Source organism: Kitasatospora brasiliensis (assembly GCF_032654805.1).
GTDB classification, from domain to species: Bacteria; Actinomycetota; Actinomycetes; order Streptomycetales; family Streptomycetaceae; genus Kitasatospora; species Kitasatospora brasiliensis.
Genome location: NZ_JAUOOW010000004.1, coordinates 498,971 through 514,531, shown reverse-complemented (window position 1 = coordinate 514,531; position 15,561 = coordinate 498,971). Strand labels below are relative to the sequence as shown.

The following is a 15,561-nucleotide window of genomic DNA, read 5'->3' as shown; positions in this document are numbered from 1 at the left end:
GAGCCCCATGGCATGTGCCCGCCGGGTATCCCCGGGAGGTCGGCGACAGACCGGCGCGGTCCGGACACCGGGGGCGCACAGATGGCGCTGAGCGCCCGTCAGTGCGCCTCGAAGTGCCTGGAACGCACCGGTGTTGGCTGGAAGTGCCGCTGACGGGCGCCCGACCACCCACGTACGGTCGTAGCAGAGACGGTCCACCCGACCACGCTCAGCACACCCGCCCCACCCGACGGCGTGTCACCGTACGCCGCCCGCGCCGGGTGCGCACCGACCGTGCGCCCCCGCACGTTTCGCGCCACACCTCGCAGGAGCCCGACCGAATCCCGGCCCGTGTCGAGCCGCCAGCCGGCCACATCACCCGTCCCCCCGCACCATCCCCGGATCCACCCCCCGTCGGGCCGCCCACCGCGGCCCACCGCCCTGGAGTCTGGAGTACGGATGTCCATCGAGAACAGTGCGACCAGCGCCGGCACCGCCCCGCTCCCCCCGATGCACTGCCTGCGTCAACTCGAACCCGGCCCGCCCCGCCTCGCCGCCCTGCCCACCGGCACGCCGGTCTGGCTGGTCAGCCGGCACGCCGACGTGCGGCAGGTGCTGACCGACCCGCGGCTGGGCCGCGCCACCCTCTTCGCGCCGGACGCGCCGCCCCTCAAGGTCACGCCCAACATCCTGGACGACCCCCAGGGCATCCTGAACATCGACGGCACCGAGCACCAGCGGCTGCGCCGCACCGTGCAGCGGGCCTTCACCCCGCGCGCGATCGAGCGCTGGCGCCCCTGGGTGGCCTCGGCGGTCGAGTCGCTGATCGACGAGCTGATCGACCAGGGCTCCCCCGCCGACATCGTCGCCGCCTACACCCGCCGGCTGCCGGTCTCGGTGATCAGCCGGCTGATGGGCCTGGACAACGTGGACACCAAGCGGCTCGCGCACTGGAGCGACCACGCGCTCTCCACCACCGCCTACAGCGCCGAGGCGATCGCCAACGCGATGGCCGAGTTCGCCGCCTTCGGCGCCGAGGTGATCGCCGAGCGCCGCGCCGCCCCCGGCGACGACCTGGTCAGCAGCCTGCTCGCGGCCGCCGCCGGGGACGGCTCGATCACCGAGGGCCAGCTGGTCGTGCTGGTCATCGGCCTGGTCGTGGCCGGGCACGAGACGACCATGACCAGCCTCGGCAACGCCCTGGTCTACCTCCTCCACGACGACCGCGAGGCCTGGCAGCGGCTCGCCTCCGACGAGGCCAGCGCCGCCGCGGCGACCGAGCAGCTGCTGCGCGCCGTCCCGCTCAGCGACGCCAAGGAGCACCTGCCAGGACTGCTGCGCCGCACCGTCGAGGACGTCGAGATCGGCGGCGTGGTCATCCCGGCCGGCAGCGTGGTCGCCGCCGACGCCCAGGCCGCCAACCAGGACCCGGCGGTCTTCGCCGGCGATCTGGGCACCGAGCTGTTCTCCCCGCTGGCCGCGCCCATGCTCACCTTCGGCGCCGGACCGCACCACTGCCTGGGCGCCTGGCTGGCCCGGATGGAGATGGAACTCGCCCTGCACCGGCTGGCCCGCCGACTGCCGGCCCTGCGGCTGGCCGAACCGGTCGAGCGGATCGACTGGCGGCGCGGCCTGGCCACCCGCAGCCCGAACGCCCTGCGGGTGCTCTGGTGACGGGCCGCCCGGACACCGAGCCGGTGATCGTCCGGGTCGACCGGGGCCGCTGCATCGGCTCCGGGATGTGCGCCCTCAGCGCCCCGGACTCGCTGGCGCTCGGGGCCGACGGGCTGGCCGCACCGCTGGCCCGATACGCCGACGGCGGAGCGGAGTTGACGGACAGGCTGAGCGAGGCGGTGGACTTCTGCCCGGTCGAGGCGCTCAGCCTCCACTCGGCCCGCGGCGGCTACCGGATCGCCCCCGGGGAGTGAGCCCGCTCCGGGGGTGCCCCACCACGACGATCGCGGCGGGGCACCCCCGGGGAGCCGAGCGATCGATGAGCCCAGCTAATCGGTCGATGAGTTCTTCGATCTTGTTCGGCCCTTCCGCCGACTGGTGAGCTGACCGCATGACAAACGCCGAACCCACCACGGAAACCCCCGCCCCACCGGCCGGTTCACCCACCGCCCACCGCTGGACCCCGATCCTCGCCGTCGCGCTCGCCACCTTCACCGTGGTGTCCGCCGAGATGATGCCGGTCGGCCTACTCACCCCGATGTCCCACAGCCTCGCGGTCACCGACGGGGCCACCGGCCTGTCCCTCACCATCACCGGCCTGATCGCCGCCGCCCTCTCCCCCTTCGCCCCGGCCCTCGTCGGCCCGCGCGACCGCAGGGCCGTCCTGGTCGCGTTCATGCTGCTGGTCGGCCTGGCCAACGCGGTGACGGCCCTGGCCCCGAACTTCGCCGTCCTGGCCCTCGGCCGCATCCTGCTCGGCGCCGGCATGGGCATCGTCTGGGGCCTCGCCCCGAGCCTCGGCCCGCGCCTCGCCGACGGCCCGCGCCTCGCGCTCACCATGACGCTGATCTTCTCCGGCGTCTCCATCGCCTCCGTCCTCGGCGTCCCTCTGGGCACCTACCTGGCCGCCCTGCTCGACTGGCGCGCCGCGTTCTGGGCGATCGCCCTGCTCGGGGCCGCCTCCGCCGCCGTCCTGGCCGCCACCCTGCCCCCGCTGCCGGCACCGGAGCCGACGCACCGGCACGGACGCCTCGGCGGGCTGACCGACGCCCTGCGCCACCGGGGCATCGCCGCCGGACTCGCCGTCACCGCGTTCATCGTGCTCGGCCACTTCGCCGGCTACACCTACGTACGCCCGGTCCTCGAAGCCGACGCGGGCCTGAGCAGCGGCACGATCGCCGCCTGCCTGCTGGTCTACGGACTCGCCGGCGTCGCCGGGAACTTCACCCTCGGCCCGCTGTCCGGCCGCCGCCCCAGGACGGCCATCACCCTCGCCCTCGCCGGGGTCACCCTGGCCACCGCGCTGCTCGGGTACGCCACCGGCGGGCTCGTCACCGTCCTGCTCGTCCTGGTCCTCTGGGGCGTCTCGTACGGCGGGGTGTCCGTCTCCACCCAGACCTTGATCCGCACCGCCGACCCGGCCCGGATCGAGGCCTCGGCGGCCCTGTGGGCGGGCGTGTTCAACGCGAGCATCGCGCTCGGCTCACTCGCCGGCGGACTGGTCGTCGACCGGGCCGGGAACCACGCCGTGCTGCTCACCGCGGCCGGCCTGGCCGCCGTCGGCCTGCTGCTCGCCCTGCGCTCCCGGCCCTGAGGTGTGTCGGCTCAGTCGACGTGCCCGGTGAGCAGCTCCACGAACGCGGCCGTCAGCGGGTGCGGCCGCCGCTCGGGCTGGACCACCTCCAGCGTGGTCGGCTCCAGCTCGGGCACCGGCAGGAAGCGAATGTCCGGCCGCCGTACGTACGTCGCGCTGCGCTCGCACAGCAGCAGCCCCCGGCGGGTCCCGGCCACCATCGTCAGGCCCTCCTGGATGGTGGCCGCGCCCGTCGGGTAGGACAACTCCCGCCCGCTCGGCGTGCGTCGGGGCGCGTGCACCTGCCGCCAGTACTCGGGCGCCGGGCCGCGCGGCTCGATCAGCGGCAGCGCGGCCAGCTCCTCGGCGCTCACCCCGGCCGCCCCGCCGAGGCGGTGCTCGGCGGAGACCGCCACGCACACCGGCTGCCGGGAGAACTCCAGCAACACCTCCAGCCCCGGCTCCCGGCACGGGGCGAGCACGATCGCCAGGTCGACCTCACCCCGGGCGAGGCGCGAGAACGGATCCGCCCACGGCAGTTCGACCAGCTGCGCCGCGCCCTCCGGCAGGCTCGCGATCACCCGGGCGACCGGCTCGTACACCGCGCACTGGAAGCCCAGCCGCAGCGGCCGGGCGGTCGCGGCTCCGGCCCGGGCGGCGTCGTAGCCCTCCCGGAGCCGTTCGAAGGCGGGCACCACCTGCTCGGCCAGCACCCGCCCCAGCTCGGTCAGCTCGACCCGGCGGCTGGTCCGTCGGAACACCGGGGCGCCGACCCGGCCCTCCAGACGCTTGATCAGCTGGGACACCCGGCCCTGCGAGACGCCCAGGCGCTGCGCCGTCCGCCCGAAGTGCAACTGGTGGACGAGGACGGAGAAGCACTCCAGCTCCTGCAGGGGCAGTTCGGGCAGGACGGCGGTCCCGGAGGCCCCCAGGGCCGGCGTCGGTCGTTCCACCTCGGCAGTCTACGCCGGGCTACCCGACCGGTCCGAACCCAACGGCCGGAAGACCCACTTGAGCGCGGGGCTTCTCCGCTGCTCCACCCCCGCCCGACCCGGCGCGAGGGCGGCGGCAAGGCCTGCTGCCGCCCTCGCCGCGGGGGCCGCCGTCGCGCTAGCCGATCGCCACCGCCGTGCCCGAGACCCGCACTCGGGTGTCCTCGGCCCGGAGTTCGACCCGCAGCACACCCGGACGGCCCAGGTCGTCGCCCTGGTGCAGAGTCAGCGCCACCGGGGCCGGCACCGCTCCGAGCTCCCGGAGGTACGCGCCGAAGGCGGCCGCGGCGGCGCCGGTGGCCGGGTCCTCGACCACGCCGCCGACCGGGAACGGGTCGCGGACGTGGAAGACCTCGGGGCCCTCGCGCCAGGCGAGTTGGAGGGTGGTCAGGTCGCGGGCGCGCATGTAGTCGGCGAGCCCGTCGAAGTCGTAGTCGAGTCGGGCCAGCCGCTCGCGGGTGGCGACCGGCAGGACGAGATGCCGGGCGCCCGCGTAGGCGATGCGGGGCGGCAGGGCCGGGTCGAGATCGGCGGCGGACCAGCGGAGCAGGGCGAGCGCCTCCGCGACGTCGGCCGCCGGCACCTCCTCGACCTTCGGCTCGACGCTGGTGAGGGTGGCGCGCAGCAGCCCGTCGGCCCCGCGGTCGACCTCGACCGGGACGTCCCCGGCCGCGGTCGCGAACACGTAGCGCCCGGGGCCGACCTGCTCGGCCAGGGCGACGGCGGAGCCGACCGTCGCGTGCCCGCAGAACGGCACCTCGGCGAGCGGGCTGAAGTACCGCACCCGGTAGGTGCCTTCGGTCGGCCCGGCGGTCAGGAAGGCGGTCTCGGAGTACCCGACCTCCGCGGCGATGGCGAGCATCCGCTCGCCGCTCAGTCCGGTGGCGTCGAGCACCACGCCGGCCGGGTTGCCGCCCTCGGGGCGGGTGGCGAAGGCGGCGTAGCGGAGGATCGTGGGAGCGGCGTCGTCGGTCATGACCGGACGAACGCCCACCGCATCGCCGCTGTTCCCGCGGTCCCGGATCACCGCGGCACCGGCCCCGGCGGGATGGCCCTGACCCCGCACCAGCAGCACCTCCGCGACCGCGTCACCGCCGCCGGGACGACCGCCCCGAAGTGGCCGCACCACCGGGTGCTGCCGGCCACCGGCCGGGGCGGTGACAGGGCGAGCACGGCGAGAGCTGGTGGCCGGTCCTGGACTCGCACTGGTCGACCTTCCGCGCGGCCGGCTTCTCCCCACCGACCGGACCCTCGCGGTGGCCACCGGCAGCGATCTCTCGCTCCGGACGAGGACGTAGCACCGGGCCGTCGCCCTTCCGGATGCGGACGCCGCGCCGAGCACGGATGCTGGCGACGAGGCGCGCCCGGCAGGAGGAAGGACGGCTCGGCACCGTGAGCGAACGAAGTGAGCGAACCATGGAAAGCAGCGTGTTGCGCGAGGTGGGCGCATGAGTGCACTCGACTTCGAGATCATCGACAGCCCCGACAGCTCGCTCAACAAGACCTCCGTCCTGGTCACCGGCCCGCACGACGCCCTGCTGGTCGACGCCGGGTTCACCCGCTCCGACGGCCGCCGTCTGGTGGAGCGGATCACCGCGAGCGGCAAGCGGCTGACCACCGTCTTCGTCAGCCACGGCGATCCCGACTTCTACTTCGGCGCCCAGGAGGTCCAGGACGCCTTTCCGCAGGCCCGTTTCCTGGCCACCGCTTCGACCGTCGAGCACATCCAGAAGACGTACGAGGCCAAACTGCGGGCCTGGGCGCATCTGGGCCCCGATCTGCCCACCCGGCTGGTGCGGCCCGAGGTGATGCACGGGGACGAGTTGGTCTTCGAGGGGCACCGCTTCGAGTTGCGCGGCGCCGACTTCCACCTGCCGGACCGGCACTACCTCTGGCAGCACCACCACCGGGCCGTGCTGGGCGGGGTGCTGCTCTTCGAGGGCCTGCACGTGTGGACGGCGGACACCCCCACCTCCGCCCAACGGGCGGCCTGGATCGATCTGCTGGACGGCATCGAGGCGCTCCACCCGGTCTGGGTGGCGGCCGGCCATCGGGTCGCGGGCGCGCCCACCGATCTGAACGCCGTCGACCACACCCGCGCCTACCTGCGGGCCTTCGAGACCGAGATCGGCCGGGCCGCGGACGCGAGGGCCGCCAAGGAGTCGCTGGAGCGGCGGTTCCCGAAGCTGGGGCTGCGGATCGCGGTGGACATCGGCACCAAGGTCGTCATGGGCGAGATGGCCTGGGGGTGAGCGGTCCGTGATCGAGATCCCCCGGGACGTCGCCGACTTCGCCGAGTCGCCCGCCCCCGCCGACGTGGTGCGCCGCCAGTACCTGGCGTCCGCCCGGGGCGACCTGGCGGCCCTGCGCAGCACCCTGGCCGAGGACGTCGAGTGGACCGAGATGGCGGGCTTCCCGCTGGCGGGCACGTACCGCACCCCGAAGGGCGTCACCGCCAACGTGATGGAGCGGCTGGCCGCCGAGTGGGACGACTGGACGGCGCACGACGACAGCTATGTGGTGGACGGCGAGACGGTGGTGGTGCTGGGCCGTTACACGGCCGTCCACCGGGGCACCGGGAAGCCGCTCGCCGTCCGGGTCGCCCACCGCTTCACGGTGCGCGGCGGCCGGATCGTGCGCTTCGAGCAGTTCACCGACACCGCTCTGGTCCGGGAGGCGATGACCCTCTGAGGCTCCGAGTTCACCCGAACGGGCGAGCATGGCGCGGCGCGCCCGGCGCGGTCTCGACAGGCCACCCGGATGGCGGCAGGCTGGGGCCCGATCCGCGGTGGAGAGCGAGGAGTCGAACATGTCCGACACGGGCACCAGCGGGCGGGAGCGCCCGATCGTGATCGTCGGGGCGTCCCTGGGCGGTGCGAAGGCCGCCGAGGCGCTGCGCGAGGCCGGGTACCGGGGCGGCATCGTGCTGATCGGCGAGGAGCACGAGCGCCCGTACGAACGGCCGCCGCTGTCCAAGGGCTACCTGATGGGCAAGACGCCCCGGGAGAAGGTCTACGTCCACCCGCCGCAGTGGTACGGCGAGCACGACGTCACGCTGCGGCTGGGCACCGCGGTGGCCGCGATCGACCCGGCCGGGCACACCGTGACGCTCGCCGACAACGGCCGGGTGGAGTACGCCAAGCTGCTGCTGACCACCGGCTCGGTGCCGCGCCGGCTGCCGGTGCCTGGCGCGGACCAGGACGGGGTGCTCTACCTGCGCCGGGTCGAGGACAGCGACCGGATCAAGGCGGCGCTGCGGCCGGGCGCCCGGATCGCGGTGGTCGGCGCGGGTTGGATCGGCCTGGAGGTGGCGGCCGCGGCTCGCGAGGCGGGCGCGGAGGTGACGGTGCTGGAGGCGCTCGAACTGCCGCTGCTGCGGGTGCTCGGCCGGGAGGTCGCCCAGGTCTTCGCCGACCTGCACCGGGAGCACGGCGTGGATCTGCGCTTCGGCGCCGAGGTGGCCGAACTGACCGGCGAGGGCGGCACGGTGAGCGGTGTGAAGCTCGCCGACGGCAGCACGGTGGCGGCCGACGCGGTGGTGGTCGGCATCGGCATCGCCCCGGCCACCGGCCTCGCCGAGGCGGCCGGGCTGGAGGTCGACAACGGCGTCAAGACCGACGAGCACCTGCGCACCTCGGACCCGGACGTCTACGCGGCCGGCGACGTCGCCAACGCCTTCCACCCGCTGTTCGGCAAGCACGTCCGGGTCGAGCACTGGGCCAACGCCCTCAACCAGCCGCAGACCGCCGCCCGCGCCCTGCTCGGGCAGCCGGACGCGGTGTACGACCGGGTTCCGTACTTCTTCACGGACCAGTACGACCTGGGCATGGAGTACGTCGGCTACGTCGAGCCGGGCGGCTACGACCAGGTGGTGTTCCGCGGCGACCCGGCCACTCGCGAGTTCATCGCGTTCTGGCTGTCCGGCGGCCGGGTGCTCGCGGGGATGAACGTCAACGTCTGGGACGTCACCGACCCGATCCGCGAACTGGTGCGCTCGGGGCGGGTGGTGGACACCAAGGCGCTGGCCGACCCGAACGTGCCGCTCGGGGACCTGTAGGGCGGGTCTCAGCCGACCGGGACGCCGGGGTTCACCAGGCCCCGGCCCCCGGTGACGGTGTTGTCCGCGCCGACCGTGGCCTCGCACTTCGCCGCGTCGTAGTCGGTCACGTCGATCGCGTACCGGTCCGGCCCGGTGGCGCCGGCGAGGTCGGAGCGGTTGCCACGGAAGACGGTGCCGCAGCCCCAGCCCGGCTGGACGCTGTGGACCTGGTAGCCGTCGTCGGTGGTGCGCCGGCCGGTGTTGTTCTCGATGACGTAGTCGTTGCCCTTCACGTCGACCCAGGAGTCGTCGTAGTTGCGCCCGGTGAGGCCGTCGCCGTCGAAGGTGTTGCCGGAGACCAGGCCGCCGGTGGTGCCCTCCTTGAGGTCGACGTTCTCGGCGCCGATGTTCGGGCCGAAGGTGTTGCCGGTGATCTCCACGTGGTCGCTGTGGTCGGTCAGGGTGTTGGCGGTGCCGACGTAGACGCCCTCGCCCATGCCGTCCCGATTGAGGCCGGTGTCGTGGATGCGCGAGTTGCGCAGCGTGCCGTAGGCGCTGGAGTTGCGGAAGTGCACGCCCTCCATGGTGGTGTGGTGGACGGTCACCTCGTCGAGGAGCACGTGGTTGGCGGCGTCCGCCATGATGCCCTTCTGGCCGCCGGTGACGGTCAGCCCCTGGACGGTCCAGTAGCTCGCGCCGTTGAGGTACAGGCCGTAGCCGCCCCCGCTCGGGGCGGTGAGGACGGCGTTCGCCGAGCCGGTGAGGGTGATCCGGGCGGCCGCGGTGCCGGGGGTGGTGGCCTTGAAGTTGCCGGAGTAGGCGCCGTCGGCGAGCCGGATGGTCTGACCGGGCACGGCGGCGGCGAGGGCGCTCTGGAGCTGCTTGGCGGTGCCGACCTCGACCACGGCCGCCGGGGTGGCGGAGCCGGCGGCCGCCGGGGCGACGGGGCCGAGGGTGAGGACGGCGAGCGCGGTGAGGAGGGCGGGGACGGCGGGGTGCTCGGTCATGGACGGTGCTCCTTGCGGTGGGCAGGGCCGGCTGGGCGAGTGGCCGGCCGGTCGTGGCAGGAACATGCCGTCACTCAGAGTGGACTAGACCATTCCGGGGCGTCAAGACCGCCTCGCCCGCGCGATACTGGAGCCGTCGGGGGGCTCTCGGGCAGGGAGGCACGGTGGGCGGAACGGCCGGATTCGCCGTGGTGGTGTTCGGTGCGCTGGGCGGCGTGGTCGCCTATCTCGCCGGGGTGGTCGGCCTGCGCGAACTGCGGCGGCTGCGCCGGGTCGGCGTCCCGGTCCGGGCGCTGGTGCGCGAGCGCCCGTCCGCGCCGGAGGACCGCGCGCTGCCGCCGCGGCCGCTGCTCCAGTTCGAGACCGAGGACGGCCGGGTGGTCGAGGTCTTCTCCCCCGTCCCGTCGACCACCCGCCACCCGCTGCCCGACGGCGGCTTCGTCCCGGTCCGCTACGACCCGGCGGACCCCCGGCAGGTCCTGGTGGACGGGCGGGAGCGCGCCGGGCTGGAGTACGGGTTCCTCGCGCTCGGGGTGCTGGTGGTGCTCGGCTCGATCACCCTCGGCGCCACGGTGCTCTGAGCGGTGGCGCGGTGCTCTGAGCGGTGGCGCGGTGCTCTGGGCCGAAGCGCGCCTCAACCGGTGGACCGCAGGGCGTCGACCAGGCGCCGGGCCCTGGTGTCCTCCTCCAGTAACGCCCGGACCAGCCGATCGGCGCCCTGACCGGCGGCTTCGGCCAGGTACTCCTCGACCGAGCGCGGGTCGGCGGGCAGCGTCACCGCACCGGTGTCCAGGGCGGCGTACGCCCGGGCGTACTCGATGCCGAGCCCGGCGAGCAGTTCGCCGCCACCGCCCTCCTGCGCCAACCGGGGTTCGTGGCGGACCACCTCGTCGACCGCCAACAGGGCGAGCAGCACGTGCTCGGTGCCGGGCGTACGGCGACCGAGGCGCTCGGCCTGGGCGTCGGTCTCCACCCGGATCCAGCCCGCCCGACCGCCCGCCCCCGGCCGCAACAGGCGCTTCCAGCGCGGGGTCGGGTGGGTACGGCGGGCGAGCAGCGCCTCCCGGGTCGGGAGCAGCAGCGGCTGTTCGTCGCGCCCCGTCCCCGGACGCCCGTCCGCCCCGTCGAGCGCCTGCCCGTCCGGCTCCAGCATGGTCGTGTCCATCGGCCCCTCCCACGACTGTGGCTTTACTCGGACCCTACGCCCGCTTTTCCCTTTCTTGGGAGCCGGCTGCACACCCCCGGCGTCAAGATCGCGCCAATGCGGCGCCCGCGGGGCGGAAGGCTCGGGGCCGCGCCGCTGTCGGCCTCTGGTGCCGTCCGTCGCCACCTGGAGTGACGCACCCGCGAGAGGGGTGACCACCATGGCCGACCCGCTTCCCGGCCCGGGCCCCGACCCTAGGGTCTGGCCGCGCGTCGCATCACCCACAGCGCGGGCCCGTCCTCCGGCAGCCGGACCTCCTCCAGCACCTCGAAGCCGAAGTGCCCGTAGACCGCCAGGTTCGCCTCCTTGGAGGACTCCAGGTAGACCGGCAGCCCCGCCGCGTCGGCCTTGGCCAGGCCCGACCGCAGCAGTGCGCCGCCCTGCCCCCGGCCCTGGGCCGCCGGCGCGGCGCCGAGGACCGCCAGGTACCAGTGCGGCTCCTGCGGCGCGCTGTCGGCGGCCGCCTCGACGGAGCGCCGGAACGGCTCGGCCCGGTCGCCGAGCAGCTCCGTCAGCTCCAGGAGCGTCTCCTCGTCCGGGACGGCCTTGTCCTGCGCCTGCGGCGGCACCCAGAAGGCGGCCGCGTCGGCCGTCCGCTCGCACACCCCGTGCCGGCCGTACTGCCGGGTGAACAGCGTGGTGAAGTAACCGTCCAGCCCCGCCGGCCGGGTGGCCGGGTCGGGGAAGAACCAGCGCATCATCGGATCGTCGTCGAAGGCCAGGGCCAGTAATCGACTGATCGACGGTGCGTCATCCGGGGTGGCTGCCCGCGGCACGTTGGTCATCTGCATACGGACATCGTGCGCGCCCTTATCCCCACCGTTCCGGGCAGGGGCGCCCAAGGTCTGACATCCCCGCAGGGAAACGTCGTTCACCGGGGGGAAGGCCCTCGTGGTCCAGACCCTGGCCCGCTGAGCCCGCCGCCCGCTGACATGCGAGCTACCGCTTCGCCGCGAGGAGTTCGACCGCCGGGGTGAGCGGCCGGTGGGCCGTCTCCAGCCGGTGCAGGTCGTGCAGCAGGTCGGGCACCGGGACGGTCAGGACCGGGCAGACGGCCCGCCGGGTGCAGTAGCCGGGCACCGGGCGGCGCAGCCGGCGGTGCAGCGGGCCGCCGCCGCGGCCGAGGACCAGCAGGTCGTCCGGCCGGTCGGCGACGTCGACCAGCGCCGGGCCGGTCTCGCCGCGGATCACCACCGGGCACAGCGGCACGCCGGGGTCGGCGCCGCCGAAGGCCGCGTCGAGCGCGTCGTTCAGCCGCTGCTCGGCGGCTTCCCGGGCGGCCGCGAGCAGCGGCGGGCAGGGCGAGCGCCGGTAGCCGTACTCGCCGCCGGGCGGCTCCCAGGCGAGCACCGGCACCAGGACGGCGCCCCGGCCGCGGGCCTCGGCGAGGCCTCGGTGCAGCGCCGCCAGGCTCCCCAGCGAGCCGCTGACCCCGACCACCACGCGGGGCCTCGCGCCGTTCCCGTCCCGTCCGTTGCCGTGCATGATCCGTCCTCGTGTGGTTGCGTTCTCCGTCGTCCTCCACCCAACCCCCGCCGGCGCGCTGACCTGCTTCTCTTGACGGCTTCCTGACGCCCCGGACGGTGTTCCCAACACTCTCCATACGCGGCCCGCCCTTCCCGCCTCACCCATTCGGCCCAATCAACAGGCGAAGATCACCAACGGGTGGGTGGATGGAGACGGCCCACCGGGATCAGGTACTCCCGGCGGGCGGTTCCGTCGAACGTTCTAGGGAGCACGGGCTTGTACTACAGCAGCGGCAACTACGAGGCGTTCGCCCGGCCGAGGAAGCCCGAGGGGGCCGAGCGCAAGCGGGCATGGTTCGTGGGATCGGGGCTCGCCGCGTTGGCCGGAGCGGCGTTCCTCGTCCGGGACGGGCAGGTGCCCGGCGAGCGGGTCACGATCCTGGAGCGGCTGAAGCTGGCCGGCGGCGCGCTGGACGGGATCGAGGAGCCCGAGAAGGGCTTCGTGGTCCGCGGCGGGCGCGAGCTGGAGGACCACATGGAGTGCCTGTGGGACCTCTTCCGCTCGGTGCCCTCGCTGGAGGTCGACGGCGCCTCCGTCCTCGATGAGTTCTATTGGCTGAACAAGGACGACCCGAACTACTCGCTCCAGCGGGTCACCGAGCGCCGCGGCCAGGACGCCCGCACCGACGGCCTGTTCGCGCTCGACGACAAGGCGCAGAAGGACCTGGTCCGCGTCTTCCTCGCCACCCGCGAGGAGGTGGAGGGCAAGCGGATCGACGAGGTCTTCTCGCGGAACTTCCTGGACAGCAACTTCTGGCTGTACTGGCGCACCATGTTCGCCTTCGAGGAGTGGCACGGCGCGCTGGAGATGAAGCTCTACCTGCACCGCTTCATCCACCACATCGGCGGCCTGCCGGACCTGTCGGCGCTGAAGTTCACCAAGTACAACCAGTACGAGTCGATGGTCCTGCCGCTGACCCACTGGCTGATGGACCAGGGCGTACGGTTCCGCTACGAGGTCGAGGTCACCGACATCGACTTCGACCTCTCCCCCGCCACCGCCGACGCCCCGGCCCGCAAGCAGGCCACCCGGATCCACTGGCGGGAGGCCGGCCGGGAGGGCGGTGTGGACCTCGGCCCGGACGACCTGGTGTTCACCACCATCGGCTCGCTCACCGAGAACTCCGACAACGGCGACCAGCACACCCCGGCCCGGCTGGACGAGGGCCCGGCGCCGGCCTGGGACCTGTGGCGCCGGATCGCCGCCAAGGACCCGGCGTTCGGCCGGCCCGAGGTGTTCTGCGGCAACATCGCCGAGAGCAAGTGGGAGTCGGCGACCGTCACTACCCTGGACGCGCGCATCCCCCACTACATCCAGAAGGTCGCCAAGCGCGACCCGTTCAGCGGCGGCGTGGTCACCGGCGGCATCGTCACCGCCCGGGACTCCTCCTGGCTGCTGAGCTGGACGGTCAACCGCCAGCCGCACTTCAAGAAGCAGCCCGCCGACCGGATCGTGGCCTGGGTCTACGCGCTGTACGTCGACCGCCCCGGCGACTTCGTGAAGAAGCCGATGCAGGAGTGCACCGGCGAGGAGATCACCCAGGAGTGGCTGTACCACCTGGGCGTGCCGGTCGAGGAGATCCCCGAGCTGGCCGCGAACGCCGCCCGCTGCGTGCCGGTGATGATGCCGTACGTGACGTCCTTCTTCCTGCCCCGGCACGCGGGCGACCGGCCGGACGTGGTGCCCGAGGGCGCCGTCAACTTCGCCTTCATCGGCCAGTTCGCGGAGACCACCCGGGACTGCATCTTCACCACCGAGTACTCGGTGCGCACCGGCATGGAGGCGGTCTACCGGCTGCTCGACGTCGAGCGCGGCGTACCCGAGGTGTTCAACTCCACCTATGACGTGCGCAAGCTGCTCGCCGCCACCACCCGGCTCCGCGACGGCGCCGAACTCGACCTTCCGGGGCCCGAGTTCCTGCGCAAGCGGTTGCTGCGCCGGCTGGAGGCCACCGAGATCGGCGAGCTGATGCAGGAGTTCGGCCTGATCGAGGACGAGCGGAAGTAGCCGTCGGCGGCGAAGGGGGCGGGCCTCGGGGCCCGCCCCCTTCGCCGTGCGCGGCGCTCCGGGGCGGTGGCACAAAACATGAATGGTGCTATCGTCAGTAGCACCATGTTGCTGAAGCTGGATGTCGGGGACACCCGACCACTGCACGAACAGGTCGCCGGCGCGATCAGACGGGCCGTCGCCGAGGGCGAGTGCGCCCCCGGGGACAAGCTGCCCCCGGCCCGGGAGCTCTCCCGGGCGCTGGGGGTGAACACCAACACCGTCCTGCGCGGGCTGCGCACACTGCGCGACGAAGGGGTGCTGGAGTTCCGTCGGGGCCGCGGCATCACGATCGCGAACGACGCCGACACCCGATCCGAACTGGTGGACCGGGTACGGACGTTGGTCGAGGACGCGGCCCGGGCCGGCTACAGCAGGAACGATCTCGTGGACATCATCAGGGGGATCTCGTGACGGACGAGGAAACGAGGACGGCGTCGACGAAGGGCACGGCGGGGCGGCCGGCGCACCGAGGTGCGCCCTGGGCCGCGGCGGCCTGGTCGGTCGGCGTGCTGGCGCTGCTGATCGCCCTGCCGCTGGCGGCGCGCCACCGACTGCCGGACCCGCTGGCCACCCACTGGGGCGGCCGGGAACCGAACGGCTCGATGTCGCTGACGGCGGCCGTGGCCTTCCCGGCGGCGCTCTGGGCGGTTCTGGTGCTGGTCTCGGCCGCCCTGCGGCGGTTCGAGGCCGGCCGGACGCCCGGGGCGGCGGCGGCCGCCCTGGCGGCCGGCGGGGTGCTGCTGACGGGCGCGCAGGCCTCCATCGTGCACGCCAACCTGGACCGCGCCCGCTGGCAGGACGCCGCACCGGTGGGCATCGAAGTGCTGCTGGTCCTGCTGGCCACCGGCCTCGCCGGGCTGCTGGCCTGGCTGGCCGGACGCCGCTTCGGCGGCCGGCCCGAGCAGCACCCGGTGGCCGGGGCGCCGGCGCTGGAGCTGCCGCCGGGCGAGGAGGTCGTCTGGCTCTCCCAGGCCACCAACCCGTGGCTGCAACTGGCCGCGGCGGTGCTCGGGTTGGCCTCGGCGGCGGGGGCACTGGCCGCCACCAGCGGGATCACCCAACCGCACTGGCCGATGGTGCTGCTGCTGTTCGCGATCCCGGCCCTGGCCCTGCTCTGCTGCTCCTCTGTACGGACCCGGGTGACCGCGCGCGGCCTGACCGTCGGCCTCGGCCCGTTCGGCCGGCCCGCCCGCCACTGGTCCCCCGCCGAGCTGGAGTCCGCCCGCGCCGAGCAGCGCACCGCCATGCAGGTGGGCGGCTGGGGCTACCGGCTCAACGGACTCGGCACCACCGTGATGCTGCGTGGGGGCGTCTGCCTGGTGGTCCGCACCCGCCGGGGCACGGACTTCGCGGTCAGCGTCGACGACGCCGAACGCGGGGCGGCGCTGCTCAACGCGCTGATCGCGCGCACCCGGCAGCACACCGGCTGAGACGCGTCCGCAGGACGGCGCGCGGCGGCCCGGTCACCACGACCGGGCCGCCTCGCCGTTCCACCGCGCCGTTCCACCGCGCCGCTG

16 protein-coding genes are annotated in these 15,561 nt (G+C 74.0%); 10 read left to right on the top strand and 6 right to left on the bottom strand.

Translation table 11 applies throughout. The annotated features are described in order from the left end of the window. The first annotated feature begins 438 nt into the window (after positions 1-438). The 3 genes from QWJ13_RS18460 (at position 439) to QWJ13_RS18450 (ending at position 3,247) form a co-directional block, all read left to right on the top strand. The gene (locus QWJ13_RS18460) at positions 439-1,653 is read left to right on the top strand and encodes a cytochrome P450 (protein ID WP_316525707.1); all 1,215 of its coding nucleotides are present in this window, start codon (positions 439-441) and stop codon (positions 1,651-1,653) included. Next, positions 1,650-1,907: a ferredoxin gene (locus QWJ13_RS18455; protein WP_316525706.1), complete on the top strand. Its 258-nt coding sequence runs from the start codon at positions 1,650-1,652 to the stop codon at positions 1,905-1,907. The genes QWJ13_RS18460 and QWJ13_RS18455 overlap by 4 nt, the downstream gene beginning before the upstream one ends. A 137-nt stretch (positions 1,908-2,044) precedes the next feature. Beyond that, on the top strand, positions 2,045-3,247 hold the full coding sequence (locus QWJ13_RS18450; protein ID WP_316525705.1) for an MFS transporter: 1,203 nt from the start codon (positions 2,045-2,047) through the stop codon (positions 3,245-3,247). A gap of 11 nt (positions 3,248-3,258) precedes the next feature. Here the strand turns inward: QWJ13_RS18450 and QWJ13_RS18445 are convergent, their stop codons facing one another. Further along, positions 3,259-4,179, bottom strand: coding sequence for a LysR family transcriptional regulator (locus tag QWJ13_RS18445; protein ID WP_316525704.1), 921 nt, complete (start codon positions 4,177-4,179; stop codon positions 3,259-3,261). A 157-nt stretch (positions 4,180-4,336) separates the two neighbouring features. Further along, entirely contained in the window at positions 4,337-5,194 is an 858-nt protein-coding gene (locus QWJ13_RS18440; RefSeq protein WP_316525703.1) for a PhzF family phenazine biosynthesis protein, read from the bottom strand. 472 nt (positions 5,195-5,666) lie between these two features. On the opposite strand from QWJ13_RS18440, the gene QWJ13_RS18435 reads away from it, so the two are divergent. The 3 genes from QWJ13_RS18435 to QWJ13_RS18425 all read left to right on the top strand — a co-directional run bounded on the left by QWJ13_RS18435 (position 5,667) and on the right by QWJ13_RS18425 (position 8,275). Continuing rightward, positions 5,667-6,470, top strand: coding sequence for an MBL fold metallo-hydrolase (locus QWJ13_RS18435; protein WP_316525702.1), 804 nt, complete (start codon positions 5,667-5,669; stop codon positions 6,468-6,470). A 7-nt stretch (positions 6,471-6,477) separates the two neighbouring features. Next, positions 6,478-6,909, top strand: coding sequence for a nuclear transport factor 2 family protein (locus QWJ13_RS18430; protein ID WP_432277547.1), 432 nt, complete (start codon positions 6,478-6,480; stop codon positions 6,907-6,909). Between the two features lie 118 nt (positions 6,910-7,027). Next, positions 7,028-8,275 carry an NAD(P)/FAD-dependent oxidoreductase gene (locus QWJ13_RS18425; protein ID WP_316525700.1) on the top strand — a complete coding sequence of 416 codons (1,248 nt, stop codon included), beginning with the start codon at positions 7,028-7,030 and terminating at the stop codon, positions 8,273-8,275. An 8-nt stretch (positions 8,276-8,283) separates the two neighbouring features. On the opposite strand, the gene QWJ13_RS18420 is transcribed toward QWJ13_RS18425, so the two are convergent. Next, positions 8,284-9,264 carry a right-handed parallel beta-helix repeat-containing protein gene (locus QWJ13_RS18420; RefSeq protein WP_316525698.1) on the bottom strand — a complete coding sequence of 327 codons (981 nt, stop codon included), beginning with the start codon at positions 9,262-9,264 and terminating at the stop codon, positions 8,284-8,286. Between the two features lie 164 nt (positions 9,265-9,428). On the opposite strand from QWJ13_RS18420, the gene QWJ13_RS18415 reads away from it, so the two are divergent. Next, positions 9,429-9,845 carry a DUF3592 domain-containing protein gene (locus tag QWJ13_RS18415; RefSeq protein WP_316525697.1) on the top strand — a complete coding sequence of 139 codons (417 nt, stop codon included), beginning with the start codon at positions 9,429-9,431 and terminating at the stop codon, positions 9,843-9,845. Between the two features lie 53 nt (positions 9,846-9,898). Here QWJ13_RS18415 and QWJ13_RS18410 read toward each other — a convergent pair whose 3' ends face one another. The 3 genes from QWJ13_RS18410 to QWJ13_RS18400 form a co-directional block, all read right to left on the bottom strand. Further along, complete coding sequence (locus tag QWJ13_RS18410; protein WP_316525695.1) at positions 9,899-10,429, bottom strand: hypothetical protein; 531 nt, start codon at positions 10,427-10,429, stop codon at positions 9,899-9,901. 233 nt (positions 10,430-10,662) lie between these two features. Continuing rightward, a complete protein-coding gene (locus QWJ13_RS18405) occupies positions 10,663-11,259 on the bottom strand; it encodes a GNAT family N-acetyltransferase (protein WP_316525694.1) in 597 nt (198 codons plus the stop codon). A gap of 148 nt (positions 11,260-11,407) precedes the next feature. Beyond that, positions 11,408-11,953, bottom strand: coding sequence for a universal stress protein (locus QWJ13_RS18400; RefSeq protein ID WP_316525693.1), 546 nt, complete (start codon positions 11,951-11,953; stop codon positions 11,408-11,410). 258 nt (positions 11,954-12,211) lie between these two features. Between QWJ13_RS18400 and QWJ13_RS18395 the strand changes: the two genes are divergently transcribed. From QWJ13_RS18395 to QWJ13_RS18385, 3 genes are all read left to right on the top strand, one after another. Further along, on the top strand, positions 12,212-14,002 hold the full coding sequence (locus QWJ13_RS18395) for an oleate hydratase (protein WP_316525692.1): 1,791 nt from the start codon (positions 12,212-12,214) through the stop codon (positions 14,000-14,002). Positions 14,003-14,107: 105 nt separating this feature from the next. Continuing rightward, on the top strand, positions 14,108-14,455 hold the full coding sequence (locus tag QWJ13_RS18390; RefSeq protein WP_316525691.1) for a GntR family transcriptional regulator: 348 nt from the start codon (positions 14,108-14,110) through the stop codon (positions 14,453-14,455). Continuing rightward, positions 14,452-15,474 carry a DUF1648 domain-containing protein gene (locus QWJ13_RS18385; RefSeq protein WP_316525690.1) on the top strand — a complete coding sequence of 341 codons (1,023 nt, stop codon included), beginning with the start codon at positions 14,452-14,454 and terminating at the stop codon, positions 15,472-15,474. The genes QWJ13_RS18390 and QWJ13_RS18385 overlap by 4 nt, the downstream gene beginning before the upstream one ends. Positions 15,475-15,561 lie beyond the last annotated feature (87 nt).

What these genes read in the sequence shown, in the direction of transcription:
- QWJ13_RS18460 (WP_316525707.1), top strand. Translation starts at nt 439, where the DNA reads ATGTCCATCGAGAACAGTGCGACCAGCGCCGGCACCGCCCCGCTCCCC.
- QWJ13_RS18450 (WP_316525705.1), top strand. Translation starts at nt 2,045, where the DNA reads ATGACAAACGCCGAACCCACCACGGAAACCCCCGCCCCACCGGCCGGT.
- QWJ13_RS18440 (WP_316525703.1), bottom strand. Translation starts at nt 5,194, where the DNA reads ATGACCGACGACGCCGCTCCCACGATCCTCCGCTACGCCGCCTTCGCC.
- QWJ13_RS18435 (WP_316525702.1), top strand. Translation starts at nt 5,667, where the DNA reads ATGAGTGCACTCGACTTCGAGATCATCGACAGCCCCGACAGCTCGCTC.
- QWJ13_RS18425 (WP_316525700.1), top strand. Translation starts at nt 7,028, where the DNA reads ATGTCCGACACGGGCACCAGCGGGCGGGAGCGCCCGATCGTGATCGTC.
- QWJ13_RS18420 (WP_316525698.1), bottom strand. Translation starts at nt 9,264, where the DNA reads ATGACCGAGCACCCCGCCGTCCCCGCCCTCCTCACCGCGCTCGCCGTC.
- QWJ13_RS18410 (WP_316525695.1), bottom strand. Translation starts at nt 10,429, where the DNA reads ATGGACACGACCATGCTGGAGCCGGACGGGCAGGCGCTCGACGGGGCG.
- QWJ13_RS18405 (WP_316525694.1), bottom strand. Translation starts at nt 11,259, where the DNA reads ATGCAGATGACCAACGTGCCGCGGGCAGCCACCCCGGATGACGCACCG.
- QWJ13_RS18400 (WP_316525693.1), bottom strand. Translation starts at nt 11,953, where the DNA reads ATGCACGGCAACGGACGGGACGGGAACGGCGCGAGGCCCCGCGTGGTG.
- QWJ13_RS18390 (WP_316525691.1), top strand. Translation starts at nt 14,108, where the DNA reads ATGTTGCTGAAGCTGGATGTCGGGGACACCCGACCACTGCACGAACAG.